Origin of the sequence: Buchananella sp. 14KM1171, from assembly GCF_041380365.1 — a bacterium.
GTDB lineage: Bacteria > Actinomycetota > Actinomycetes > Actinomycetales > Actinomycetaceae > Buchananella > Buchananella felis.
This window is the reverse complement of sequence record NZ_CP159981.1, coordinates 2,228,366-2,252,792: the sequence shown is the minus strand read 5'-3', so window position 1 is coordinate 2,252,792 and position 24,427 is coordinate 2,228,366. Positions and strand designations below refer to the sequence as shown.

Sequence of the window (24,427 nt, the reverse complement as noted above, 5' to 3'; positions counted from 1 at the left end):
GGACTTTTCCTGTGCCCGTAGCGCTCGGCGTGAGCGTGTTTCTGGTTTGGCCGGCTCGGTCAACTTCTCTCGTCTCAAACGCGGGTGGCGTCGCCCTGTTTCCAGGGCGACGCCACCATTATTGTCTCTCCTACTAGGCGTTGCGCTTGCGGTTAGCCAGGTAGAGGCCCGCAGCGCCCAGCGCCAAAGCACCAGCCAACGCCGGCAGTAGGCCGTTTGCACCGGTCTTGGCGAGCTTTCCCCCAACCTTGCCGTCTGCCTTGTCGGTCTTACCGGTCTTGTTGGTCTTGACGTCGTCGTCCAACACCTCAACGGCGACCTTTGCCTCACGCAGAGAAGTCTTGCCCTTCACCACGATGTGGTGCTTGCCAGCGGTGGTGGTGTCAGGGATACGGACCATCTTCTTGAGCTTGCCGCGCTCACCAGCCTTGTATACACCCAGCTTGACGGGGTTGGAGTGGAGCTCGAACTCCAGGTCCTCACCGGCCAGGAAGCCAGCAACAGTTACTTCGACGTTCTGCCCCTTGCGCACCTTAGCTGCAGAGGCAGTCACCGTTGCGGCATCCACAGTCTTGGCAACCTGGACATCAAAGGTGGACACACGGTTGGTGTCGATACCAGAGTAGTAATAGTAGTGAGAGCCACCACAGGTGACGGTTAACTTCACGTCTGTGGTGTCAGCCAAGGTCAGGCCTTCCACGTTCAGCGCGCCGGAAACGGTGCCGTCGAACTTCGTCGTCTTGCTGGAGACCTCCACAGCATCGGTGAATGCCGTCGAGTAGAACGAGCCAACCTGGTAGGTGCCGTCGGGCAGAATCGCGAAGTCAGCCCAGGCACGCTGGTCCTTGTCAGCCCCCTGCAGCACCACTTGTCCACGCATCTTGGAAGCCGGTGCCTCAGCGCCGTCGGTACAACCAGTCACCTCGAAGGGGACGCTGGTGGTGGTAACGGTGAAGCCACTAGCTGTGGGTTCCTGACCGTTCAGGGTGACATTCAAGCCGTTGCCGTCTGCCAGCGCCGGAGTGGATGCGACCGCGCCGAGGCCGACAAACAAAAGTGCGGAGGCGGTCAGGGTGGCTACTCTCTGTCCCAAAGCCATAGGTTGCTCCTTACCAAAGATCAAGGGATGTGCTCAGCGTTCTGAGCCGTGGAAAATCATCACCAAATCGAATGCACAATTCAAGGAAGCAGCTTGTACAACATGTTGTACCTCTACCCGGTGTCCGCTCAGAAAACTAGCCACATCTCTTTTCAGCGCGTCTGTCGGTTGCTACTCGCCGGCGTATTCGGCTTCGATGATCGCCTCGGGGTCGGCGGCGGCGTGGCGGCCCTGCGGGTCGGCGCTGTACATCGCGCCACGGTACTGCGGGTCGAGCATGTTTCGCGGCGAAAGGATCTCGTCCAGCTCGGCCTCGCCCAGCAGGCCCATCTCCAGCACCACCTCGCGCACCGAACGCCCGCTGCGCGCGCACTCCTTGCCCACCAGGTCGCCGTTGTGGTGGCCGATCACGGGGTTGAGGAACGTGACGATGCCGATGGAGTTCATGACGTAGTTGCGGCAGACGTTCTCGTTGGCGGTGATGCCCACGATGCAGTGGTGCTCCAGGGAGCGGCAGGCGTTGCCCAGCAGGTCGATCGACTCGAACATGGACTGCGCGATCACCGGCTCCATGACGTTGAGCTGTAGCTGGCCGGCGTCGGCCGCCAGGGTCACGGTGACGTCGTTGCCGATCACCTTGAAGCACACCTGGTTGACCACCTCGGGGATCACCGGGTTGACCTTGGCCGGCATGATGGAGGAGCCCGCCTGCATCTCCGGCAGGTTGATCTCGTTCAGGCCGGCGCGCGGCCCGGAGGACAGCAGGCGCAGGTCGTTGCAGACCTTGCCGAGCTTGACGGCGAGGCGCTTGAGGGCGGCGTGCATGGAGACGTAGGCGCCGGTGTCGCTGGTGGCCTCGATCAGGTTGGGGGCGGAGGTGATCTCCAGGGCGGTGACGTCGCGCAGGTGCTTGATGACTGCGGCCCGGTAGTCGGAGTGCGTGTTCAGGCCGGTGCCGATGGCGGTGGCGCCCAGGTTGACCTCCAGCAGCAGGCGGGCGTTGGCGCGCAGGCGCGCGATCTCCTCCTGCAGCAGCTCGGCGAAAGCCTCGAACGCATCGCCCAGGCGCATGGGCACGGCGTCCTGCAGCTGGGTGCGGCCCATGGTGAGGATGTCGTGGAACTCCTGGCCCTTTTGCCGCAGCGCGGCCACCAGGGAGATCACGTCCTCCTCCAGCTGCAGCACCCGCCGGTAGACGGCGATGCGGAAGCCGGTGGGGTAGGCGTCGTTGGTGGACTGGGCGCGGTTGACGTGGTCGTTGGGGTTGACCACGTCGTAGCGGCCCTTGTCGAAGCCCAGGTACTCCAGGGCCAGGTTGGCCAGCACCTCGTTGGTGTTCATGTTGACGCTCGTGCCTGCCCCGCCCTGGAACAGGTCCACGGGGAACTGGTCCAGGCAGCGGTCCTCGTGCAGCATGGCCAGGCAGGCCTGTTCGATCGCGTCGGCCACGTCCACCGGCACGGTGCCGATCTCGCGGTTGGCGCGGATGGCGGCCAGCTTGACCATCACCATGGCGCGCACGAACTCCGGCACGTCGCTGATCGTGTGCCCCGAGATGGCGAAGTTTTCCTTGGCGCGCAGCGTGTGCACGCCGTAGTAGGCCTCCGCCGGCACCTCGCGTTCGCCCAGCAGGTCTTCTTCGATGCGCACCGCCGCGCCCTGGCCCTGGGTGGACGACGCTCCACCGGCCGCACTGCCCGCGCTCACCTGCCCGTGGTCGGCGCCGGCCTCTGGGGGCAGCGGCGCGCTGGTGGGGGCTGCGGGCGGGACGTCGGCCACCGGGGTGGAAGAAACGGGCTGACGGAGGTTTTCTGCGGTGTTCATCGGCTTCCTTGCTTCGACGCTGACGCCAACGATAACCACATTGCCGCGCTGTCGATTGCCGACAGGGGGCGCCTGACGCAAGGCAGGCCGTCTTGTGACGTTTCCTTTAATCTCAGTTGCCCAAAACGGGGGCTTCTTGTGTGTTTGTTACCAACCGCGCGGCCCCTGCCTCTATGCTCGCTGTATGACTGAGCCGGATGCCTCCACCCGCACTCAAGCCCTTCACCGTTTGCGTTCCTCTGCGGATGCCCTTGCGGGCGTAGCCCTGAAGAAGATCGAGACGGAACTGCCCTGGTACAACGAGCTGGACGCGCAGGATAGGTCCTGGATCGCGGTGGTGGCCCGCACCGGCATCAACTCATTCACCAAGTGGTTCGAGGAGCAGAGCACCACCAGCGACGCCACCGAGATCTTCAACGCCGCCCCGCGCGAACTGACCCGCTCCATCCCGTTGCAGCACACCCTGGCGCTGATCCGGATCGTGGTGGACGTGGCCGCCACGGAGTCGGTGAAGCTGGTGCCTGACAACGCGCGTTCGATGGTGCACGACGCGGTGCTGATCTACGCCCGAGACGTGGCCTTCAGCGCGGCCGAGGCCTACGCGCGCGCCGCCGAGCAGCGCGGAGCCTGGGATGCCCGCCTGGAGACGCTGGTGGTGGACTCGCTAGTGCGCGGCGAGCACGACTCCTCCCTGCACTCGCGCGTGGCCGCGCTGGGGTGGAGGGCCGAGCTACCGGTGTGCGCCATCGTGGGCGAGGGTGCCGTGGCGGAGCGCGCGCTGGTGGACATCCGGCGGGCCGCCGCCAAGCTGGCCCCCAACACCCTGGTCGGCCTGTACGGCTCCCACATCCTGGTGCTGCTGGGCGCCCCCGACCCGTTGGAGGCGGCGCGCAGCCTGTGCGAGCAGATGCCGGGCCGGTGCGCGATCGGCCCCCGCGTGGAGGACGTCGCCAACGCGGGCCGCTCCGTGCGTTCTGCGGAGGCCGCGCTGCGCTCCCTGACCGCGTGGAGCAGCGCCCCCACCGTGGTCACCTCCTCCGAGGTGCTACCCGAGCGGGTGCTGTCCGGGGACCTGCAGGCGCGCGCCGAGCTGGTCGAGACCATCTACAACCCACTGCTGGAGGCCGGGCAGCCGCTGGTGGAGACCGTGCAGGAGTTCCTCAGCCAGGGCCGCAGCCTGGAGGGGGCCGCCCGCTCGTTGTACGTTCACCCCAACACGGTTCGCTACCGCCTGCGCCGTGTCGCGCAGCTGATTGGGTGGGATCCCACTGACCCGCGCGACGGTTTTGTGCTGCAGATTGCATTGGCGGTGGGACGTCTAGACACCCACTGACACCGGGGGTTTTGTAGCTTTCCCCCAAGAACCGCCGCGAGGCTTGGTGCGTGCCAGGGAGGGACTTGCCCCGCGCCCCCAAGGGAGACTGACCGGGTGATTGTTGTGCAGTGCCCCGGACAGGGAGCGCAGAGCCCCGGAATGCTCAGCGCGTGGTTGGACGAACCCGGGCGGGAATTCCTGACCGAGCTCAGCGAGGCCGCCGGCCTCGACCTGGTAGAGCTCGGCACCACCGCCACCGCCGAGCAGATCAAGAACACCGCCTTCGCCCAGCCGCTCATCGTGGCCGCCGGCCTGTTGGCGTGGCGGGCGCTGGGCGGCCTTGGCGAGCAGCGCAGTGGCCTGGTGGCCGACGTCGCCCTGGTGGCCGGTCACTCCGTTGGCGAGATCACCGCCGCCGCCGTGGCAGGCAGCCTCTCCCCCGCCGACGCCGTGCGCCTGGCCGCCGCCCGCGGAGCGGCGATGGCCGCCGCCGCTGAGGCCGGTCAGACCGGAATGAGCGCCGTGGTGGGCGGAGACCCCGCAGAGGTCATCGCCGCCATCGAGACCGCCGGCGCGCACCCGGCCAACCTGAACGGTCCGGGCCAGATCGTCGCCGCCGGTGAGCGCGCGGCCTTGGAGGCCCTGGCGGCGAACCCGCCGGCTAAGGCCCGCGTGATCGCCCTAGAGGTGCACGGCGCGTTCCATTCCCCCGCCATGGTCCCCGCCGTGGCGCCGGTCAAGGAGGCCCTGGCCGCCCTGGAGCTGCGCGACCCGACCATCCGGCTCCTGTCCAACCGGGGCGGCGCCACGCTGAGCTGCGGCGCGGACGTGGCTGAGGGCATCGCCCACCAGATCACCTCCACCGTGGACTGGACCGCCTGCTGCCAGCAGATGAGCGCCGCCCAGCCCGAGCTGCTGGTAGAGCTGGCCCCCGCCGGCGTGCTCACCCGCATCGCCAAGCGCGCCGTGCCCGGCGTTCGCGCAGTCGCCGTCAACTCCCCCGCAGACGCCGCCGCCCTCATCGAGGAGAAGAAGTGAAGACCTTTACCGCAAGCGCCGGCTCTCGCATCGCCGGCATCGGCGGGGTGCGCGGCTCGCGCGTGGTCCCCAACGCAGACATCATCGAGCCCATCAACTCCAGCGACGAGTGGATCCAGCAGCGCACCGGCATGGTGACCCGCAAGCGGGCCACCCCGGAGGAGAGCCTGCTGTGGCTGTCCGTGCAGGCCGCCAAGGAGGCGCTGGCCGCCGCCGGCGTCGACGCCAAGGACGTGGACGGGGTCATCCTGGCCACCATCACCCACTTCGAGCAGACCCCCGCCCTGGCCCCGGCCATCGCCGCCGAGCTGGGCTGCGGGCCGGTGCCCGCGTGGGACATCAGCGCGGCCTGCGCCGGCTACTGCTACGGCATCGCCCAGGCCGACGCCCTGGTGCGCGCCGGCACCAACAAGTGCGTGCTGGTGATCGGGGCCGAGCGCCTGTCCGACTTCATCGACCCCACCGACCGCTCCATCTCCTTCCTGCTGGGGGACGGCGCGGGCGCCGCCGTGGTGGTCCCGTCCGACACCGCAGGCATCGCCTCCTCCGTGTGGGGCTCGGAGGGCGACAAGGCCGCCCTGGTAGGCCAGACCAGCAACTGGCTGGACTACGCCGCCAACCCGGACCTGAAGTGCCCTACCCTGGTACAAGAGGGCCCCAGCGTCTTCAAGTGGGCGGCGTTCACGATCTCCGAGGTCGCCAAGCGGGCCATCGAGGCCGCCGGGCTGCGCCCCGAGGACATCGACGTCTTCATCCCGCACCAGGCCAACATGCGCATCATCGAAAAGCAGGCGCAGCGCATCGGCCTGCGAGAAGATTGCATCGTGGCGGACGACATCGTCACGACCGGAAATACCTCCTCCGCCTCCGTACCGCTGGCCACGCAGGCCCTGTACCGGGACGGCAGGATCAAGGGCGGAGAGATCGCCCTGCAAATCGGCTTCGGCGCCGGGCTCGCCTACGCGGCCCAGGTGGTGGAGCTGCCCCGGATTACCCCCGCCGCATAAGCGGCACCCAACAAGAAAGGCGTAGCAATGGCTGCAACCGAGAACGAGATCCTGGCTGGCCTGGCTGAGATCGTCAACGAGGAGACCGGCGTGGATGTCGCCGAGGTGACGCTGGAGAAGTCCTTCTCCGACGACCTGGACGTCGACTCCCTGTCCATGATGACCATCGTCGCCACCGCCGAGGAGCGCTTCGAGGTGCGTATCCCCGACGAGGACGCCACCTCCCTGGTGACCGTCGGCGACGCCGTCAACTACATCCTCAAGGCTCAGGCCTGATTCATTCGGCAGGCCGGTGCTGCGGCGTCGTCCATCACCAAGGGCGGCCCGCGCACCGGCCCCTCAATCTCTCAACTTCCCCTCAAATCGGCGGCACCAATCCGCCCGACCACTTGGAGCGCTCATGACTGTTGTAGTGACCGGCCTGGGAACCACTAACCCGTTGGGTGGCGACGTCGCCTCCACGTGGCAGGCTCTGCTGGAGGGACGCTCGGGCGTGAAGACGCTCGACAACGACTGGGTTGAGCTCTACGAGCTGCCGGTCAACTTCGCCGGCGCCGTCGCGGTGGACCCGGCCGAGGTGCTCTCCCCCAAGGAACTAAACCGCACCGACCTCGTTGCCCGCTACGCCCTCATCTCCGCCAAGGAAGCCTGGTCCGACGCCGGCAGCCCCGAGGTGGACGGCGAACGCCTGGGCGTGGTGATCGGCACCGGCATCGGCGGCGTCCACACCATCCTGTCCGGCTGGGACGCCATCCGCGACCACGGCGCCCGCCGCGTCAAGCCGCTGACCGTGCCCCTGCTGATGGGTAACTCCCCGGCCGCCACCATCTCCGTGGCCTTCGGCGCCAAGGCCGGCGCGCACGCCCCGGTCTCCGCCTGCGCCTCCGGTGCCGAGGCCATCGCCTACGGTGCCCAGATGATCGAGGAGGGCCGCGCCGACGTGGTGATCTGCGGCGGCTCCGAGGCCGCCATCCACCCGCTGCCGCTGGCCGCGTTCGCGCGCATGCGTGCCCTGTCCACCCGCACCGACGACCCGGCCAGCGCCTCGCGCCCCTACGACAAGTCCCGCGACGGCTTCGTGCTGGCCGAGGGCGCCGGTGTGGTGGTGCTGGAGTCCGCAGAGCACGCCGCCAAGCGTGGCGCCCGCGTCCACGCCGTCCTGGCCGGCTGGGGCATGACCGCCGACGCCTTCGACATCGCCCCGCCGGACCCGACCGGTGCCGGCCAGGAGACCGCCATGCGCCTGGCCCTGGGCAAGGCCGGGCTGACCGGCAAGGACGTGGCGCACGTCAACGCCCACGCCACCTCCACCCCGGCGGGCGACATCGTGGAGGCCCACGCGATCGCCCGCGTGGCCCCTAACGCCGCCGTTTCCGCCACCAAGTCCGTCTCCGGCCACCTGCTGGGCGGCGCGGGCGCGTTCGAGACCATCCTGACCGTGCTGGCACTGCGCGAGGGCCTGGCCCCGGCCACCATCAACGTGGAGGACCCGGAGGACGACCTGCGCATTGACCTGGTGCGGGGCGAGCACCGCAAGCTCGGGGACGGCGCCGCGTTGAACAACTCCTTCGGCTTCGGCGGCCACAACGTGGCCCTGGCATTCACTGCAGCCTGAGTCCAAGAAAACACCCGGTGGGGGTGGCGGCAAGCGCGTTACTTGCCGCCACCCCCACCGCTTGTGTTCTCCAATCGCCGTGTTCTCTAGGGGCCGGTCAGCTCGTCATCCGGCCCGGTGAGCCCACTTCACTGGGGCGTCTTCTCCGGCGTAACGATAGGGCTCCAGTTCGACATCCCAGGCCGTGCCCAGGGCGAGGGACAGGGCCCGCTGGACCTCCTGGGGGCTTGCTGCCCCTAGCGCGAGGCGCAGGCGGTTTTCTGGCACCACGGTGTTGCCGTACAGGTCTGTTTGGGCGTGGAAGATTCCCAGCTCTGGGGTGTGAGACCAGCGCCCTCCCACGGAGGCGCCCGTGCAGTCCTCGGTGACCTCGTAGCGGGTTTGGTCCCAGCCGCGCAGCGCGGTGGCGAGGGCGGCCCCGGCGCCGACGCGTCCGACCCAACCGAACTCCCCTCGCACCAGCCCACTGCCGCCTAGGGGCTGGGCGGTCCAGTCCACCCGGACGGAGTACCCGAGCACGTCGGTGAGCGCCCACTGCGCGTGAGAGCACAGGGCGCGCGGGATGGAGTGCACAAAGAACACACCGCATGTGGTCTGCTCGGTCACGATCAGAGCCTTCCTTTTCGGGTACGTCTTCCCCAAGCCGGACCCGTCAGGATGAATGTCGGTGTGTCCCAAATGAAAACACGGGGCCGAGGGGTTGTCTACCCCTCGGCCCCGCCTGACGCTCCTTTGGCTACCAGCCCATGGAGCGGATTGCCTTCATGGCCTTGCGGCGCTCGTTTCCCTTGAGGCGGTCGATGTAGAGCTTGCCGTCCAGGTGGTCGCACTCGTGTTGGAGGCAGCGGGCCATGAGTTCCTCGCCCTCTACCACGACCTCCTTGCCGTCCAGGTCGACGCCGCGCACGCGCGCGTACCAGGCCCGCTCGGTCGGGAAGTGCAGCCCGGGCACGGACAGGCAGCCCTCGTCGCCGTCCTGGTAGTGCTCCTCCATGGAGGCCTCCTCCAGGACCGGGTTGAGCACGTAGCCGATGTCGCCGTAGATGTTCCAGGAGAAGGCGCGCAGGCCCACGCCGATCTGGTTGGCGGCCAGGCCGGCGCGTCCGTCCATGTCCACGGTCTCCAGCAGGTCCTCAACCAGGGACCTGACGCGGGGGTCCTTGACGTCCCGGATCCGCTCACACTCGGTGCGCAGGATCGGGTCTCCGATCACGCGAATCTCCCGGATGGCCATCAGCGGGTCGCCTCCGGCACGCCTGCCTCGGCGCGGGCGGCCTCCACGGCCGCCTTCAGCTCCGCCACGGCGTCGGCCACGGCCACGGCGCGGGCCTCGCCCGTGCGCCGGTTGCGCAGCTCCACCTGGCCGTCGGCCAGGCCGCGCCCGACTACGAGCACGAAGGGCACACCGATCAGCTCGGAGTCGGCGAACTTCACGCCGGCGCTGACCTTGACGCGGTCGTCGTAGAGCACCTCGACGCCCGCGTCGCTGGCCTCGGTCGCGATCTTGGCGGCGGTGGAGAAGATCTCCTCGCCCTTGCCGGTGGCGAGCACTAGGGCCTCGTAGGGGGCGACGTGGATGGGCCAGGCCAGGCCGGACTCGTCGTGGTAGTTCTCCGCCAGGGCGGCCAGGGCGCGGGTGACGCCGATGCCGTAGGAGCCCATGGTGACCACGGTGGCCTTGCCGTTCTGGTCCAGCACGGTCAGGTCCAGGGCCTTGGCGTACTTGCGGCCCAGCTGGAAGATGTGTCCGATCTCGATGCCGCGGGCCAGCTCGAGGGGGCCGGAGCCGTCGGGGGCCATGTCCCCCTCCAGCACCTCGGCGGCCTCGATCACGCCGTCGGCGGTGAAGTCGCGCCCGGCGACCAGGCCGACCACGTGGGTGTCCACCTTGTTGGCGCCGGTGACCCAGCGGGTGCCGTCCACCACGCGCGGGTCCAGCAGGTAGCGCACGGAGCCGGCGGGGTTGCCGTCGGCGTCCACCACGCGGGCCGCAGAGTTGGGGCCCAGCACCTGGGGGCCGATGTAGCCGACCACCAGCTCGGGGTGCTTGGCCAGGTCTGATTCGCTGGCCTGCTCCACCGCGCTGGGGCTCAGGGCCGCCTCCACGCGGGCCAGGTCGATGCCGCGGTCACCGGGGATGCCGACCACGATGACCTCGCGCTCGCCGGCCGGGGAGATCACGGTCAGGGCGATGTTCTTCAGGGTGTCGCTGGCGCTCCAGCCGCCCTCCACGGGCTCGTGCTCGTTGAGGTAGTCCACCAGGTCGCCGATGGAAGCGGCTCCCGGCGTGGGTACCTCGCGGGCCTCGGGCGCGCCGGCCCAGTCCTGGGCGGGCGGGACCACGGTGGTGACGGCCTCCACGTTGGCGGCGTAGCCGCCCGGGGAGCGCACGTAGGTGTCCTCGCCGATCTCGCAGGGGTGCAGGAACTCCTCGGAGCGGGAGCCGCCCATCGCGCCACTCATGGCGGAGACGATCACGTACTCCAGACCCAGGCGGGTGAAGATGGCCTTGTAGGCCTCGCGCTGGGCGTCGTAGGAGGCGTCCAGGCCGGCGTCGTCGATGTCGAAGGAGTAGGCGTCCTTCATGACGAACTCGCGGCCGCGCAGCAGGCCGGCGCGCGGGCGGGCCTCGTCACGGTACTTGGTCTGGATCTGGTAGAGGGTGACCGGCAGGTCCTTGTAGGAGGAGTAGAGGTCCTTGACCAGGAGGGTGAACATCTCCTCGTGGGTGGGGGCCAGCAGGTAGTCGTTCTCGCGGCGGTCCTTGAGGCGGAACAGGTTGGGGCCGTACTCGCTCCAGCGCCCGGTGACCTCGTAGGGCTCGCGCGGCAGCAGGGCCGGGAAGTGCACCTCCTGGGCGCCGGCGCGGCGCATTTCCTGGCGCACGATCTCCTCGATCTTGCCCAGCACGCGCAGGCCCAGCGGGAGCCAGGTGTAGATGCCCGGCGCGGAGCGGCGAATGTAGCCGGCGCGGACCAGCAGCTTGTGGCTGGCCACCTCGGCGTGGGCGGGGTCCTCGCGCAGCGTGCGCAGGAACAGGGAGCTCATCAGGTCGAGCACGGCAAAACCTCTTCGTAGACGATTTGCCCATTTTACTCCGGCGCCACCGCCCGCAGCCGCCCCGGCTGCCTTCCGCTAGCGCGTGAAGGGCGTGACCTCTACCTCGCCCTCGCCGGCCTCCAGCCCCATCTCTTCCGCGATGCGGTTGGCGTGCCGGATCAGGGTTTCGACGATCTGATCCTCCGGCACGGTCTCGATGACCTCTCCGCGCACGAAGATCTGGCCCTTGCCGTTGCCGCTGGCCACGCCCAGGTCGGCCTCGCGGGCCTCGCCCGGCCCGTTGACCACGCAGCCCATGACGGCCACGCGCAGGGGCACGGACATGCCCTTGAGGCCCTCGGTGACCTCCTCTGCCAGCGTGTAGACGTCCACCTGGGCCCGCCCGCAGGAGGGGCAGGAGACGATCTCCAGGGTGCGCGGGCGCAGGTTGAGGGACTCCAGGATCTGGGCGCCCACCTTGACCTCCTCCACGGGCGGGGCGGAGAGGGAGACGCGGATGGTGTCGCCGATTCCCTGGCTGAGCAGGGCGCCGAAGGCGACGGAGGACTTGATGGTGCCCTGGAAGGCCGGTCCGGCCTCGGTAACGCCCAGGTGGAGGGGCCAGTTGCCGGCCTCGGAGAGGAGCTGGTAGGCGCGCACCATGACCACGGGGTCGTTGTGCTTGACGGAGATCTTGAAGTCGTGGAAGCCGTGCTCCTCGAACAGGGAGGCCTCCCACACGGCGGACTCCACCAGCGCCTCGGGGGTGGCCTTGCCGTACTTGGCCAGCAGGCGCTTGTCGAGCGAGCCGGCGTTGACGCCGATGCGGATGGACACGCCGTGGTCGCTGGCGGCCTTGGCGATTTCCTTGACCTGGTCGTCGAACTTGCGGATGTTGCCCGGGTTGACGCGCACCGCACCGCAGCCGGCCTCGATGGCTTGGAAGACGTACTTGGGCTGGAAGTGGATGTCTGCGATGACGGGGATGTTGGACTTGGCCGCGATCACCTTGAGGGCATCGGCGTCCTTGTCGGTGGGGCAGGCCACGCGCACGATGTCGCAGCCGGCGGCAGTGAGTTCTGCGATCTGCTGCAGGGTGGCGCCGATGTCGTGGGTCTTGGTGGTGGTCATCGACTGCACGGAGATGGGCGCTCCCCCACCCACCGCCACCTTGCCGACCATGAGCTGCCGGGTGGGCTTGCGCGGGCTAAGCACCGGGGCGGCTTCCTTGACGGATGGGATACCAAGACTGATTGCACTCACGCCGAGCATTATCCCTTGTTGCCGCCCGTGGTGCTGACCATGGATGGACGACGTTGCCGCCCGCTGCCCCTTTCCGCCGGCCGCACCTTTGATTTGGCGCGTCATTTCAGGGCAGATGGTGGGCGGACGCGGCGGCCTGACCGGTCAGAAGGCGGGCGCGACGACGTCGGCCACCACCAACAAGATCATCAAGCCGACCAGTGCGTAAACCACGACGGTGGTCAGCGGCAGCAGCCTGGCGGTGTCGGTGGGGCCGGCGTATCCGCGCCCGGTGACGCGCCTGAAGGTCTTGCGCGCTCCCTCCCAGAGGGCACCGAGGATGTGGCCGCCGTCCAGCGGCAGGATCGGCAGCAGGTTAAAGACGAACAGGCTCAGGTTCAGGGAGGCCAGCAGGGTGAGGAAGCCGGCCACGCGGGCGGAGGCGTCCACGCCCGCGCCCTCGGCGCTGGCGACCTCGCCGGCGGCCCTGCCGATCCCAACCAGGCCCATCACGCCGCCCGGGTCGCGCTCGGTCAGGCCCAGGGTGGCGCCGGCGGCGTTGGCGATGAACGCCGGCAGGCGCACGATGAGCCCCGCGGTGGCCACGGTGGCCTCGCCGGTGGCGCGCAGGGCGTCGCCCACGGATTGCGGCTCGTAGACCACGGCGGGGCTGACCCCCACGAAGGCGCGTTCTTTCCCGTCGATGCTCACCAGGGCGGGGGTGACGGCCAGCGTGAGCAGCTGCCCGCCCCGCTCCACCTGCACGTTCGCGCTCTGGCCGGCCGGGGAGGCGGCGATGGCGGCCTGCACGCTGGCCCAGTCGGTGACGCTCTGGCCATTCCAGGAGATCACCTTGTCCCCCGCCTGCAGGCCGGCCAGCGCGGCCGGGCCCGCCAGCTCGCCGGACTGGCATTGGGGCGCGGGGCTCTGCCTGGAGGGGGCGCCCTCACCGGGGGCGTAGGAGGCCGGCAGGCAGGCCATGACGTTGCCCAGCTGGGCGGAGTTGTGGGTGGGCATGCCGATGCCCACGAACACCACGATCATCAACACGGCCGCGAGGGCCAGGTTCATGAGCGGCCCGCCCAGCATGACGGCGATCTTGCGCGGGACGCTGAGGTTGTAGAAGGCGCGGTGCTCCTCCCCCGGGGCGATCTCTGCCAGGGACTCGCGGCGAGCCTCGGCCACCGCCGATTCGCCGCCGTCGCGCGCGGGCTTGTCCGGGGTGCGCGCCGGCGGGTACATGCCCACCAGCCGCACGAATCCGCCCAGGGGAATGGCCTTGACCCCGTACTCGGTTCCCCCGATCTGGCGCGAGAACAGGGTGTGCCCGAAGCCCACGAAGTACTGCGGCACCTTGACGCCAAACAGCTTGGCCGGAATCAGGTGACCGAACTCGTGTAGCGCCACCGAGACCAACAGGCCAACGATCAGCAGCACAATTCCCAGCACGTACAAGGCGCTTCCTTCCCACCTCGCCCGCGGGTGCGGGCCTATGCGAGGCTAGTGGAATTTCGCTGCAACCGCTCGCGGGCCGCCGCGCGGGCGTGGCGCTCTACCTCCGTGACGTCCGCCAGGTCGCGCGGCTCACCGGGGTGTTCCCAGGCCTCCAGCACGGCCTGCACCGTGTCCACGATCTCCAGGTAGCCGCACCGCCCGGACAGGAAGGCGTCCACCGCCTCCTCGTTGGCGGCGTTGAACACGGCCGGGTGGGTGGATGAGGCCGCCACCGCCTGGCGCGCCAGGCGCACCGCTGGGAAAGTGACCTCGTCCAGGGGCTCGAAGGTCCAGCTGACCGGGGCGTCCCAAGCACAGGGGGCGGCGGCGCCGGCCCAGCGCTGCGGGGCGGACAGGCCCAGCGCGATGGGCAGGCACATGTCCGGCGGGGAGGCCTGGGCGATCGTGGAGCCGTCCACGAACTCTACGGCCGAGTGGACGACGCTCTGCGGGTGCACCACCGCCGTGATCCGCTCCGGGGCCACGTCGAAGAGCACGTGCGCCTCGATCAGCTCCAGCGCCTTGTTCATCAGGGTGGAGGAGTTGATGGTGACCACCGGCCCCATGTCCCAGGTGGGATGGTTGAGGGCCTGCTGGGCGCTCACGTTAGCCAGCTCGGCGCGGCTCCTGCCGCGAAACGGCCCGCCGCTGGCGGTCAGGATCAGCCTGGCCACCTCGCTACTGCCGTCCACGCTCTGCGCCACCAGGCCGCGCCTGTGCTTGCCTGCGGCCAGGGCCTGCCACATCGCCGAGTGCTCGGAGTCCACCGGGCGGATCTGCCCGGGGCGCCTGGAAGCCCGGCGCACCAGGGCGGCCCCGGCCACCAGGGACTCCTTGTTCGCCAGCGCCAGGTCCGCGCCCGCCTCCAGGGCAGCCAGGGTGGGGCCCAGCCCGATCGAGCCGGACATGCCGTTGAGCACCACCCCGTCCGGGCGGCAGGCGGCAACGTCGGCGGCCGCGTGCGGGCCAACCAGGATCTCGCGCTCAACGCGGGGCAGGCCGGCGGCGTCCTCCGCCGCCTCGATGGCCGCGCGCACCTGCGCCGCACTGCCGGTGGCCACGCCCACAACGCGCGCGCCGGTTGCCGCCGCCTGGCTCGCCAGCAGGCCCAGGTTGTTCCCGCCGGCCGCCAGGGCCTCCACACCAACGTGCGGGGCGCAGCGCGAGAGCACGTCCAGCGCCTGGGTGCCGATCGAACCGGTCGATCCCAGGATGACTACGGGGCCTACCTGCTCACTCAACGCAGAGAAGCACCTCGACGGCGGCGGCCAGGAACGCGTCCACCGGCGCCTCCGCGTAGGCGGCCTCGCCCCGCGCGGAGGTGAAGGCCGCAAAGCGCAGCTCGGAGGAGGTGATCGAGCGGCCCTCGTTAAAGTAGGCGGTGAGCCGGTCGCACAGGGCGTCCACCTCGCTGGCCTTGTAGCCGCGCCCCTTGGCCGGGTGGGCGAAACGCTCGCCCGCCGGGCGCAGCAGGCGCGGGTAGAGGCGCTTGGCGCGCTCGGCCACGTTGTCCAGCCAGGACTGGCGCCCGTGCACCGCGATGTACTCGGCGCGCTCGCGCTGCACGAACGCGCTCTCGATGCGGTCCAGTGCCTCGTCCACCTCGCCCATGTTGTAGCCACCCCGCGTGATCGGGAAGGTGGCGTTTCGAACCGTGCGGGCGGTGAAGGCCCCATCGCCCTCGCTGCCCGCCTCGTATGCCTGCCGGGCACGAGCAAAGAACTCGTCAACCTGGAGCCGGCCGTAGCCGCTGGAAAGCTTGCCCACAGTGGCAAACAGATCGCTCACAAGCGTTCCCTTTCTTGCTGCAACACCTCGGTGGCCAGCTGGCCACACGCACCATCAATGTCGCTGCCGCGCGTATCTCTAATCGTGGTGGCAATGCCCGCGCTGCGCAACGTCTCCACGAATGTTTCCATCACATCGGGCTCGCTGGCGGTCCAGATGGAGCCCGGGGTCGGGTTCAGGGGAATCGGGTTCACGTGCGCCCATCCCCTGCCGCGCGAGAGCAGCTCGTCCGCCAGCAGCTGCGCGCGCCACTGGTGATCGTTCATGTCCTTGATCAGCGCGTACTCGATGGACACGCGCCGCCCCGTGGCCTCGAAGTAGTCGTAGGCCGCGTCCAGCAGCTCCGGCACCTTCCAGCGCGAGTTGATCGGGATCAGGTCGTTGCGCAGGTCGTCGTCCGGGGCGTGCAGGGAGACCGCCAGGCGCACGGGGATGCCCTCCCCCGCCAGTTTGCGGATAGCCGGGACCAGTCCCACCGTGGAGACCGTGATGGAGCGGGCGCTCATCCCGAATCCCTCCGGGACCGGGGCGGTCAGGCGCCGCACCGCCCCGAGCACGGCCTTGTAGTTCGCCAGCGGCTCCCCCATGCCCATGAACACGATGTTGGACAGCCGGGCCGGGCCGGTGGTGAGGTCCCCGTCCCGAGAGGCGGCGGCCGCGATGCGCACCTGCTCCACGATCTCCGCGGTCGAGAGATTGCGGGTCAAACCCATCTGGCCGGTGGCGCAGAACGGGCAGGCCATGCCGCAGCCGGCCTGGGAGGACACGCACAGGGTGGTGCGGTCCCTATAGCCCATCAGCACGCTCTCCACGCGCACCCCGTCGTGCAGGCTCCACAGGTGCTTGAGCGTGGCTCCCTTGTCTGCGGTCAGCACGCGCACCGGCGAGACCAACTGGGGCAGCAGCTCCCCCACCAGCGCCTCGCGCGAGGCGGCCGGCAGGTCAGTCATGTCGGAGGCGGCGGCGGTGAGGTGGCCAAAGTAGTGCCGCGAGATCTGGTCGGCCCGGAACGCGGGCAGTCCCGCCTCCTTCAGCGCACTCTTGCGCTCGGCCAGGCTCAGGTCCGCCAGGTGGCTGGGTGCCTTGCCACGCCTGGGGACGGAGAAGCTCAGCTGCGGGCGCGCACCCGGGTGAGTCGCGCCCTCCGGCGGCTGGTCGGTGGGACGGACCTGCCTCTGCGTGCCTGTGCGGCGGGCGGCGTCCCTAGCGCGGGCGCTGGCGGCAACGTCGGCCATCATCCCCCCAATCCCATCGGTAGTAGCAAGTAAGTAACAGGCGCGGTCAAAAGCAACGAATCCAAGCGGTCCATTATTCCGCCATGACCGGGCAGCGTCGAGGCCATGTCCTTAAGTCCGACGTCCCGCTTGATGAGCGATTCAGCCAGGTCGCCCGTCGTGGCGGCCACCACCCCCAGGATGCCGAGCGCCACCCCCTGCCACCACTGGCCCCCCAGGGCCAGCACGGAAGGCAGGGCCAGGGCGATGGCGAAGGCGAAGGAACCCAGCAGGCCCTCCGTGGACTTCTTGGGGCTGATCGAGGGGGCGAAGGCGTGGCGCCCGAACAGGACACCTACCGCGTAGCCGCCCACGTCGTTGGCCACCGTGATCCCCACGAACACGAGCACGTACCAGATGCCCTGCGGTGGGGAGATGAGCAGGGCCACGAAGCCCGCCATCAGCGGCAGGTAGGCGGCCGCGAAGACCGCCACGGTGGCGTCACGGATCGCGCGCGCGGTGGCGTCGTAGAGCAGGCGCCAGGCCACGCTCACTCCCACCGTGCCCACGAAGGCGGCGAACATCGCCTCCGGCCCCAGGTAGTAGGCCGCCCCCACCGTGGCAAAGGTGCCCAGCCACAGCGGCGGCAGCGGCAGCATCACGCCAACGCGGGCCACGGCCCCGGCCAGCTCCCACAGGCCCAGGCAAATCGCCGAGCTCATCAGCACCAGGAACGCCACCTTGTGGATCCACAGCGTCACGGCGATCAGCGCCACCAGCACCAGGCCCACGCCGATGGCGGCCGGCAGGTTGCGCCCGGCCTTGCGGGTAGCGGGCAGCGGCGGTCGGTTCTGGGTGGGTGGCGGGGCAACCACCCGGTAGAAGCGGTCACGCCACCGGCCTGGCGCGCGCGACGCCAGGCCGGTGGTAGCGGATTGCTTATTCAACGGGTCAGACCGTCAGCAGCTCGGATTCCTTGACCGCCAGGGCCTCGTCGATCTGCTCGATGTGGGCCTTGGTGACCACCTCCAGCTCCTTCTCCGCGCGGGCGCACTCGTCCTCGCCGGCCTCGCCGTCCTTGGCGATGCGGTCCAGCTCCTCCTTGGCCTTGCGGCGGATACCGCGCACGGAGACGCGCGCCTCCTCAGCCTTGGCCTTGGCGAGCTTGACGTACTCGCGGCGGCGCTCCTCGGTCAGGGCCGGCAGCACCACGCGGATCACCTGACCGTCGTCGGTCGGGTTCACGCCCAGGTCGGAGTCGCGGATCGCCTTGACGATCTCGTTCGTCGCGGAGCGGTCGAAGGGAGAGATGAGGACCGTGCGGGCCTCGGGGATGTTGATGGTGGCCAGCTGCTGCAGCGGCGTCGGGGCGCCGTAGTAGTCAACCTCGATGGAGGTAAACATGGCCGCGTTGGCGCGCCCGGTGCGGATGGCCGCGAACTCGGAGCGGGCCACCCCCACTGCCTTGTCCATCTTCTCCTCGGCCTCAAGCATGGCTTCTTCGATCACTGAGCTGCTCCCTTCGCGGTCACTAGAGTTCCAATTGTCTCACCCAAAAGCGCACGGGTGACGTTACCCGGCTCGTTCATCCCGAAAACGCGCATGGACAGGTTGTTCTCCATGCACAGGGAGAAGGCCGCAGCGTCCACGACCTTCAGCCCCTGGGTCAGGGCGTCGCTGTAGCTGAGGTAGTCCAGCTTCTTCGCCTCCGGGTCCACGCGCGGATCGGCCGTGTAGACGCCGTCCACGCCGTTCTTGCCCACCAACAGCTCGGAGCAGCGGGTCTCCAGCGCGCGCTGGGCGCTCACCGTGTCGGTGGAGAAGTAGGGCATGCCCGCGCCTGCACCGAAGATGACCACGCGCCCCTTTTCCATGTGGCGAATGGCGCGCAGCGGGATGTAGGCCTCGGCCACCTGTCCCATCGTGATCGCCGTCTGCACGCGGGTGACCACGCCCGCCTTCTCCAGGAAGTCCTGCAGCGCCAGCGCGTTCATCACGGTACCCAGCATGCCCATGTAGTCGGCGCGGGAGCGCTCCAGGCCCCGCTCCGCCAGCTGGGCGCCACGGAAGAAGTTCCCGCCGCCCACCACGATGGCCACCTGAACGCCCTGACGCACCGCCTCCGCGATCTGCTGGGCCACGTCTGAGACCACATCCGGGTCCAGGCCGATCTTGCCGCCTCCGAACATCTCACCGGAGAGCTTGAGCAGAACCCGACGTACCTTCTTGTCTTCTTGCGCAGCTACTTCAGTCATGGCCTACCTTTCGTCCTACCTACTTTAAGGCCCTGGGGCCGAACATGGCGGTGGCCCCGCCCAAGAAACTGGACGGGGCCACCGAAGGGGAATCAGACACCCACGCGGAAGCGGGCGAAACCGGTCAGCGTGCCGCCGGTCTCCTCCACGACCTTACCCACGGACACCTTCGGGTCCTTGGCGTAGGGCTGGTCCAGCAGCACGATCTCCTTGAAGAAGCCGTTCAGCTTGCCCTCCACGATCTTGGGCAGAGCCGCCTCCGGCTTGCCCTCGGCGCGGGTGGCCTCCTCCAGCACGGAACGCTCGTGCGCAACCTCGTCGGCCGGCACCTCGTCACGGGTGAGGTACTTCGGGGTGTAGGCGGCGATGTGCATCGCCACGTCGCGCGCCACGGTGTTGGCGGCGCCGGTGGAGGCCACCAGCACACCAACCTGCGGGGGCAGGTCCTTGGCGGTCTTGTGCAGGTACAGGGCCACGTCCTCGCCGGCCAGGCGGGCGACGCGACGAACCTGGATCTTCTCACCGATGACGGAGGCGAGCTCGTCCAGCTCGTCCTTCACGGTGCGCTCACCCAGCGGGGCGGCCAGCAGGGCGTCCAGCTCGGCGGCCTCGGCGGCCACGGCGGCGGCCAGCACGGACTCGGCGAAGGAGATGAACTTCTCGTTCTTGGCAACGAAGTCGGTCTCGGAGTTGATCTCGACCAGGTAGCCAACCTTGCCGCCCTCGGCCTCCACCACGTCGGCCACGATCAGGCCGGCGGAGGTGGCGCGGTCCTCGCGCTTGGTCAGGCCCTTCAGGCCCTTAACGCGGATGATCTCGATGGCCTTCTCGGCGTCGCCGTTGGCCTCGTCCAGGGCCTTCTTGACGTCCATCATGCCGGCGCCGGTCTTCTCGCGCAGCGCCTTGATGTCAGCAGCGGTGTAGTTCGCCATTGTTAATGGGTCCTTTCTCAGGCCTGCTCGGCGGCAGGGGCCTCGGTGGCGGCCTCGGGGGCCTCGGTGGCGGCCTCGACAGCCTCGGCGGCCGGGGCGGCAGCGTCGTCCGCACCCAGCAGCTCGCGCTCCCACTCAGCCAGCGGCTCGGCAGCGTCGCCGCCCTTGGCGCCGGAGCGGGCAACCAGGCCCTCAGCGGCGGCGTCGGCGATCACGCGGGTGAGGATGCCGACGGCGCGGATGGCGTCGTCGTTACCGGGGATGCGGTAGTCAACCTCGTCCGGGTCGCAGTTGGTGTCCAGGATGGCCACCACGGGGATGTTGAGCTTGCGAGCCTCAGAGATGGCCAGGTGCTCCTTCTTGGTGTCAACGACCCACAGAGCGGAGGGAACCTTGGCCATGTCACGGATGCCGCCCAGGGTGCGGGACAGCTTCTCGAACTCGCGCTGCATGAGCAGGAGCTCCTTCTTGGTGCGGCCAGAACCGGCCACGTCCTCGAAGTCAACCTGCTCCAGCTCCTTCAGGCGCTGCAGACGCTTGGAGACGGTGGAGAAGTTGGTCAGCATGCCACCCAGCCAGCGCTCGTTGACGTAGGGCATGCCCACGCGCTGAGCCTGCTCGGCAACGGCCTCCTGGGCCTGCTTCTTGGTGCCGACGAACAGGATGGTGCCGCCGTGGGCGACGGTCTGCTTCACAAACTCGTAAGCGGAGTCGATGTCCGCGATGGTCTGCTGCAGGTCGATGATGTAGATGCCGTTGCGCTCGGTGAGGATGAAGCGCTTCATCTTCGGGTTCCAACGGCGGGTCTGGTGACCAAAGTGGACACCGGACTCCAGGAGCTGACGCATGGTCACGACGGCCATTGCACGTCCTTTCGCGGCCACCTTAAGGCAGGAGGCCATTCGGGGGCCCTAGGGCCCGTTAGTGGTTGAGCGGTGCGGAATTGCACCTTCCTGGCGCCTGCGAGCAGCGGCCACCCCGAGGGGACCACACCTCTGCTCCCGGCGTTTTGCCGGTTACCCCGGCGTTCTGCCGGCGTGCGGGCGCGCGAAGTCACCCCGAGGGGTGCAGGCAGAGTCTACAGGTGGGCGTTGCGACGCCTCAATTCCCGCCGCGCCCAGAATCCGCCGGGCCGCTGCGAGATGGCTCACAGGGGTGGCGCGGGGCGCGGGGCGCGGGAGGTTGGGCTGCCCCGGGCGCGCTTGTGCACGGGCCGGCGGCGCGTCGGGCTGTGGATTTCCCTGCGGGGGCGTCCGTGCGCCACGCTCCTGCCTCGAAGCGGGGCCTGCGCGCCAAATCCTGATACTACTTCCTTTATCCGGACAGCCCTCTACACGCCGATGACGGTCGGCCCATCCAGGTAAAACCTCAGTCAAAGTCGTCGAGGTTCAGGTGGGGTCGACGAGTTAGGCAAGGGATCGTCAGTTTTCAAGACCAGCGGGGCGCCCCCCCGTAGTTATGAGCACACCGCCTTCCCCAGCGCTATCATCGCTAGACGCCACGCCACCACTCACCTGTCAATGGCATAGAAGCTCCTATCCCCAGAGCGCTTGCAGACATAGAAACTACTCCGGCAACGGACTATCTTTGCCAGAGTTCCCTAATGACCATGTAGCTCGCTGTGAGCTGACCATCGGAGGCATTTGGTGAGTGTGCGGCCTTCTGATTGGAGTGCTCTGGGGTTGGGTGGTGATCCGACTCCGGGGGATCCGGTGGTGGTGCGCAGCGGGGCGGAGCGGTATCGGGGTATGGCTGATGCGATCAAGCGTTGCGCCGACAACCTGCGGGCGCTGGAAGCTGGGGCAAGCTCGCGGGCCGAGAGTGTCACCGCGCTGCTGGAGCAGCGTGACACCCTGCTAGACGGGATTGGTAGAGCAGAGGGGCGTTATCGCGCGGCTGGGGAGGCGTTGGAGACTTATTCGGCTGCGTTGGACCGGGTGCAGACCGACACGCTGAGTGCTTTGTATGCGGCCAGGCAGGCCAAGTGGGAGCGCGATGAGGCCCGCAATAAAGCGCTACTACCAAGACCGGGCCGACGACTACGCGGGCGCCGACGACGACAGCGGCTATGGGCATGACCAGCAGGTGCGCTACACGCGGCTAGCTAATAGTGCTGGACAGGAGGCGGCGGCCGCACAGGAGCGGATTGATAATCAGGTCCGGGTGGTCCAGGCCGCTGTTGCGGACCGGGATCGAGCCGCGCAGAACGCTATTGACGCCATCCAGCGGGCAACCACCACCGATGGGCTCAATGATGGCTGGTGGGAGAACTGGGGCGCTAAGGTCCTGGGCTGGATCGCCGCCATCGCTGAGTGGGTCGCCGCCATCGCCGGCATCTTGGCTCTGGTGTTGTGCTGGGTTCCGGTACTGGGGCAAGCGCTAGCGGTTATTGCTGGGATCGCTGGGATCGTGGCTGCACTAGCGAACATCGGCCTGGCCTTGGGTGGCGAGAAGACTTGGGGCGAAGCCCTCCTCTCCGTGGGCTTCGCCGCCCTGGGCTGCATCGGTCTAGGCGGACTACGCGGCGCAGTCTCCTCACTCAAGGCCCTGAAGAACTTTGGTGGGGCACTCAAAGCTGCTGGTGGACTGAAGGGCGCGTTCTTAACCTTCGCCAAAAGCGCCATCCCGCCCGGTGCGCGCGATGCGTTGCTGAAGTTCGGGCAGCGCTTACGCATCGCCGCCAACAGGAAGAACCTCTACGTCAGGGGCAAGACCCTCCAACCAGGAACCAAGGGCCGAGACCTCCTAGCATCAAAATCCCCCTACGGACGCCGGTTCGGCAGACGGATCAAGAATCCGGAAGAATGGAATCAACTGTACCGAACAGGCCCCGGAGAGTTCGACTTCAGGTGGACCAATCCGACAGAAGTTGCTGGAAGCAAACAACGACTTACCCCTAAGCAATACATTGAGCGCTACGGAGACATCATAGACCGGGTTGGGAAACCCGACGGAAAATGGTTCGCCGCAGTGAAGGACGGCAGAGTCTTCAGTTTCGAGGCTAGAGGAATCTAGCCTACCCTCCCTGGAAGCAGAGTATAGACAATTCGGACTTGCAAACCTCCCAAGCGGCTTTACCATCGAGGTATCCACAGTGGCACCCAGCCTGGGATACCCAGGCGGAGCGACACAACTCCGCTTCCTGAGGGGGAAAGCAGTATTCACCATGGAACAACTAGTCGACATGAAAGCTATTACGATATGGCCGATTTCAAAGTAAGCAGTACCCTTCACTCATTCATTGAGCAGCTATCTCCCGACGCCGCCATTGCAGAGTTGCCAGATGGCTACAAATTCCGCTACCTAGACCCCACCACCCTCCAATTAATATTTCAAAACGGCGAGTACTGCATTGGTTCATACGAGCGACTAGACCAGCCAGACTTCTACTTTTTTACAACCGACCTAAACCTCGCCGAAAAGTATGTTGCCACATTCATCGGGGCGGACTACCGAAGTAAGAACAATTTGGCAGAGTTTGACTGGATCCGCTGGGGCCAGACCCCAAAACCCGGATACACCATTCAACGCATCGGCGACTCTCTTTACGTCCTGGAGCACGCAAAGCACGGACGGATACCCGCACGATTGAAGTCGTACAGCGAACTCGGCCGGCCAACCAGGTTTTCACACTTCGCCGGAGAACCACTAGAAGATATTATCGCCTCCTATCTTGACCCTCAGGGGCGCCCTCTGTTTGAAGGTGAGTTCCTGGAATACGGCGACAGATAGGTTGCCTCATCTCCGGGAAATTTAAGTAGCGGGCGCGCTTGTTCGAGGGCCGGCGGCGCGTCGTACTGTGGAATTCCCTGCCGGGCGGTCCGTGCGCGACACGCCTGCCTCGAAGCGGGGCCTGCGCGCGAGGGTGGGGGCATGCCCGCCACTACGTCCCACCATTCGGCCTCGCCCCGCGCCCGCCGAGCCGACCGGTCCCGCCGCCTCCTCGCCCTGCTGGCGACCTGCGTGCTGCTGCTGGTGGCCGACGTCCCTGCCGCCCGCTCCGAAGCAGTGCCGCCACAGTTCGAGGCGGCCGGAGCGCGGGCAGCGGTGTCATACCGTCGACCAGTCCCGGGCGCGGTGCTGCGAGCCTTCGAGGTCGGGCCAGATCCGTGGTCGCCGGGGCACCGGGGCGTGGACTTGGCGGCGAGTGCCGGGCAAGAGGTAGCGGCCGCCGGGGCTGGAGTGGTCGCGTTCGCCGGGAAGGTGGCCGGCAAGCCGGTGGTTTCGATCGACCACGCCGACGGGGTGCGTACCACCTACGAGCCCGTGGAGGCCGGCGTGGTGGCGGGGCAGGTGGTGGCGACCGGCCAATTCATTGGGGTGCTGGCCGCCGGGCATCGCGCGGAGATAGACGGCGGGGACGGCCTGCACTGGGGCGCGCGCATCGGACAGCGCTACATAGACCCGATGCGGCTGCTGCGCCCGCCCATCGTGCTAAAGCCCGTCTGGTGATTCGACTGGGCCGGGAAGTTCGCGGCGGCGGGGTTTTCCCGCCGCCTCGGTGGAGCTGGAGGCGCGCACCACGCGGGCCGCACGCCGGCAGGCTTTCCCGGCTCCCGGCGAGG

23 protein-coding genes are annotated in these 24,427 nt (G+C 68.2%); 8 read left to right on the top strand and 15 right to left on the bottom strand.

Annotated elements, in window-relative coordinates; translation table 11 throughout:
- Positions 1 to 133: 133 nt before the first annotated feature.
- The gene (locus ABYF38_RS08760; RefSeq protein ID WP_371152004.1) at positions 134 to 1,099 is read right to left on the bottom strand and encodes an LPXTG cell wall anchor domain-containing protein; all 966 of its coding nucleotides are present in this window, start codon (positions 1,097 to 1,099) and stop codon (positions 134 to 136) included.
- 171 nt (positions 1,100 to 1,270) lie between these two features.
- Entirely contained in the window at positions 1,271 to 2,923 is a 1,653-nt protein-coding gene (aspA, locus tag ABYF38_RS08755; RefSeq protein ID WP_371152003.1) for an aspartate ammonia-lyase, read from the bottom strand.
- Positions 2,924 to 3,107: 184 nt separating this feature from the next.
- Between aspA and ABYF38_RS08750 the strand changes: the two genes are divergently transcribed.
- The 5 genes from ABYF38_RS08750 to ABYF38_RS08730 all read left to right on the top strand — a co-directional run bounded on the left by ABYF38_RS08750 (position 3,108) and on the right by ABYF38_RS08730 (position 7,898).
- Positions 3,108 to 4,256: a PucR family transcriptional regulator gene (locus tag ABYF38_RS08750; RefSeq protein WP_371152002.1), complete on the top strand. Its 1,149-nt coding sequence runs from the start codon at positions 3,108 to 3,110 to the stop codon at positions 4,254 to 4,256.
- Positions 4,257 to 4,352: 96 nt separating this feature from the next.
- Positions 4,353 to 5,276, top strand: coding sequence for an ACP S-malonyltransferase (locus tag ABYF38_RS08745; RefSeq protein ID WP_371152001.1), 924 nt, complete (start codon positions 4,353 to 4,355; stop codon positions 5,274 to 5,276).
- Complete coding sequence (locus ABYF38_RS08740) at positions 5,273 to 6,283, top strand: beta-ketoacyl-ACP synthase 3 (RefSeq protein WP_371152000.1); 1,011 nt, start codon at positions 5,273 to 5,275, stop codon at positions 6,281 to 6,283. The genes ABYF38_RS08745 and ABYF38_RS08740 overlap by 4 nt, the downstream gene beginning before the upstream one ends.
- 27 nt (positions 6,284 to 6,310) lie before the next feature.
- Complete coding sequence (locus tag ABYF38_RS08735; protein ID WP_371151999.1) at positions 6,311 to 6,559, top strand: acyl carrier protein; 249 nt, start codon at positions 6,311 to 6,313, stop codon at positions 6,557 to 6,559.
- Between the two features lie 124 nt (positions 6,560 to 6,683).
- Positions 6,684 to 7,898 (top strand): beta-ketoacyl-[acyl-carrier-protein] synthase family protein, encoded by a 1,215-nt coding sequence (locus tag ABYF38_RS08730; protein ID WP_371151998.1) that lies wholly within the window; start codon positions 6,684 to 6,686, stop codon positions 7,896 to 7,898.
- A gap of 105 nt (positions 7,899 to 8,003) precedes the next feature.
- Here the strand turns inward: ABYF38_RS08730 and ABYF38_RS08725 are convergent, their stop codons facing one another.
- The 13 genes from ABYF38_RS08725 to rpsB form a co-directional block, all read right to left on the bottom strand.
- On the bottom strand, positions 8,004 to 8,504 hold the full coding sequence (locus tag ABYF38_RS08725) for a DUF3145 family protein (RefSeq protein ID WP_371151997.1): 501 nt from the start codon (positions 8,502 to 8,504) through the stop codon (positions 8,004 to 8,006).
- Positions 8,505 to 8,634: 130 nt separating this feature from the next.
- A complete protein-coding gene (def, locus tag ABYF38_RS08720) occupies positions 8,635 to 9,132 on the bottom strand; it encodes a peptide deformylase (RefSeq protein ID WP_371151996.1) in 498 nt (165 codons plus the stop codon).
- On the bottom strand, positions 9,132 to 10,958 hold the full coding sequence (locus ABYF38_RS08715; RefSeq protein ID WP_371151995.1) for a proline--tRNA ligase: 1,827 nt from the start codon (positions 10,956 to 10,958) through the stop codon (positions 9,132 to 9,134). Before ABYF38_RS08715 ends, def begins: the two co-directional genes overlap by 1 nt.
- A gap of 75 nt (positions 10,959 to 11,033) precedes the next feature.
- Entirely contained in the window at positions 11,034 to 12,209 is a 1,176-nt protein-coding gene (gene ispG / locus ABYF38_RS08710; RefSeq protein WP_371151994.1) for a flavodoxin-dependent (E)-4-hydroxy-3-methylbut-2-enyl-diphosphate synthase, read from the bottom strand.
- A gap of 135 nt (positions 12,210 to 12,344) precedes the next feature.
- Complete coding sequence (locus tag ABYF38_RS08705) at positions 12,345 to 13,628, bottom strand: M50 family metallopeptidase (RefSeq protein ID WP_371153023.1); 1,284 nt, start codon at positions 13,626 to 13,628, stop codon at positions 12,345 to 12,347.
- Between the two features lie 41 nt (positions 13,629 to 13,669).
- Positions 13,670 to 14,914 (bottom strand): 1-deoxy-D-xylulose-5-phosphate reductoisomerase, encoded by a 1,245-nt coding sequence (dxr, locus tag ABYF38_RS08700; RefSeq protein ID WP_371151993.1) that lies wholly within the window; start codon positions 14,912 to 14,914, stop codon positions 13,670 to 13,672.
- Positions 14,907 to 15,461 (bottom strand): DivIVA domain-containing protein, encoded by a 555-nt coding sequence (locus ABYF38_RS08695; protein ID WP_371151992.1) that lies wholly within the window; start codon positions 15,459 to 15,461, stop codon positions 14,907 to 14,909. Before ABYF38_RS08695 ends, dxr begins: the two co-directional genes overlap by 8 nt.
- On the bottom strand, positions 15,458 to 16,699 hold the full coding sequence (gene rlmN / locus ABYF38_RS08690; protein WP_371151991.1) for a 23S rRNA (adenine(2503)-C(2))-methyltransferase RlmN: 1,242 nt from the start codon (positions 16,697 to 16,699) through the stop codon (positions 15,458 to 15,460). The genes ABYF38_RS08695 and rlmN overlap by 4 nt, the downstream gene beginning before the upstream one ends.
- Positions 16,696 to 17,622, bottom strand: coding sequence for a phosphatidate cytidylyltransferase (locus ABYF38_RS08685; protein ID WP_371151990.1), 927 nt, complete (start codon positions 17,620 to 17,622; stop codon positions 16,696 to 16,698). The genes rlmN and ABYF38_RS08685 overlap by 4 nt, the downstream gene beginning before the upstream one ends.
- A gap of 4 nt (positions 17,623 to 17,626) precedes the next feature.
- Entirely contained in the window at positions 17,627 to 18,184 is a 558-nt protein-coding gene (gene frr, locus ABYF38_RS08680) for a ribosome recycling factor (protein WP_371151989.1), read from the bottom strand.
- A complete protein-coding gene (gene pyrH, locus ABYF38_RS08675) occupies positions 18,181 to 18,930 on the bottom strand; it encodes a UMP kinase (protein ID WP_371151988.1) in 750 nt (249 codons plus the stop codon). The genes frr and pyrH overlap by 4 nt, the downstream gene beginning before the upstream one ends.
- 92 nt (positions 18,931 to 19,022) lie before the next feature.
- On the bottom strand, positions 19,023 to 19,862 hold the full coding sequence (gene tsf, locus ABYF38_RS08670) for a translation elongation factor Ts (protein WP_371151987.1): 840 nt from the start codon (positions 19,860 to 19,862) through the stop codon (positions 19,023 to 19,025).
- A 17-nt stretch (positions 19,863 to 19,879) separates the two neighbouring features.
- Positions 19,880 to 20,725, bottom strand: coding sequence for a 30S ribosomal protein S2 (gene rpsB / locus ABYF38_RS08665; protein ID WP_371151986.1), 846 nt, complete (start codon positions 20,723 to 20,725; stop codon positions 19,880 to 19,882).
- A 1,132-nt stretch (positions 20,726 to 21,857) separates the two neighbouring features.
- On the opposite strand from rpsB, the gene ABYF38_RS08660 reads away from it, so the two are divergent.
- The 3 genes from ABYF38_RS08660 to ABYF38_RS08650 all read left to right on the top strand — a co-directional run bounded on the left by ABYF38_RS08660 (position 21,858) and on the right by ABYF38_RS08650 (position 24,314).
- Entirely contained in the window at positions 21,858 to 22,877 is a 1,020-nt protein-coding gene (locus ABYF38_RS08660; protein WP_371151985.1) for a hypothetical protein, read from the top strand.
- Positions 22,878 to 23,063: 186 nt separating this feature from the next.
- Positions 23,064 to 23,594, top strand: a complete 531-nt coding sequence (locus ABYF38_RS08655) for an Imm61 family immunity protein (protein WP_371151984.1) — start codon at positions 23,064 to 23,066, stop codon at positions 23,592 to 23,594.
- 141 nt (positions 23,595 to 23,735) lie between these two features.
- Positions 23,736 to 24,314 carry a M23 family metallopeptidase gene (locus ABYF38_RS08650; protein WP_371151983.1) on the top strand — a complete coding sequence of 193 codons (579 nt, stop codon included), beginning with the start codon at positions 23,736 to 23,738 and terminating at the stop codon, positions 24,312 to 24,314.
- Positions 24,315 to 24,427: the final 113 nt, after the last annotated feature.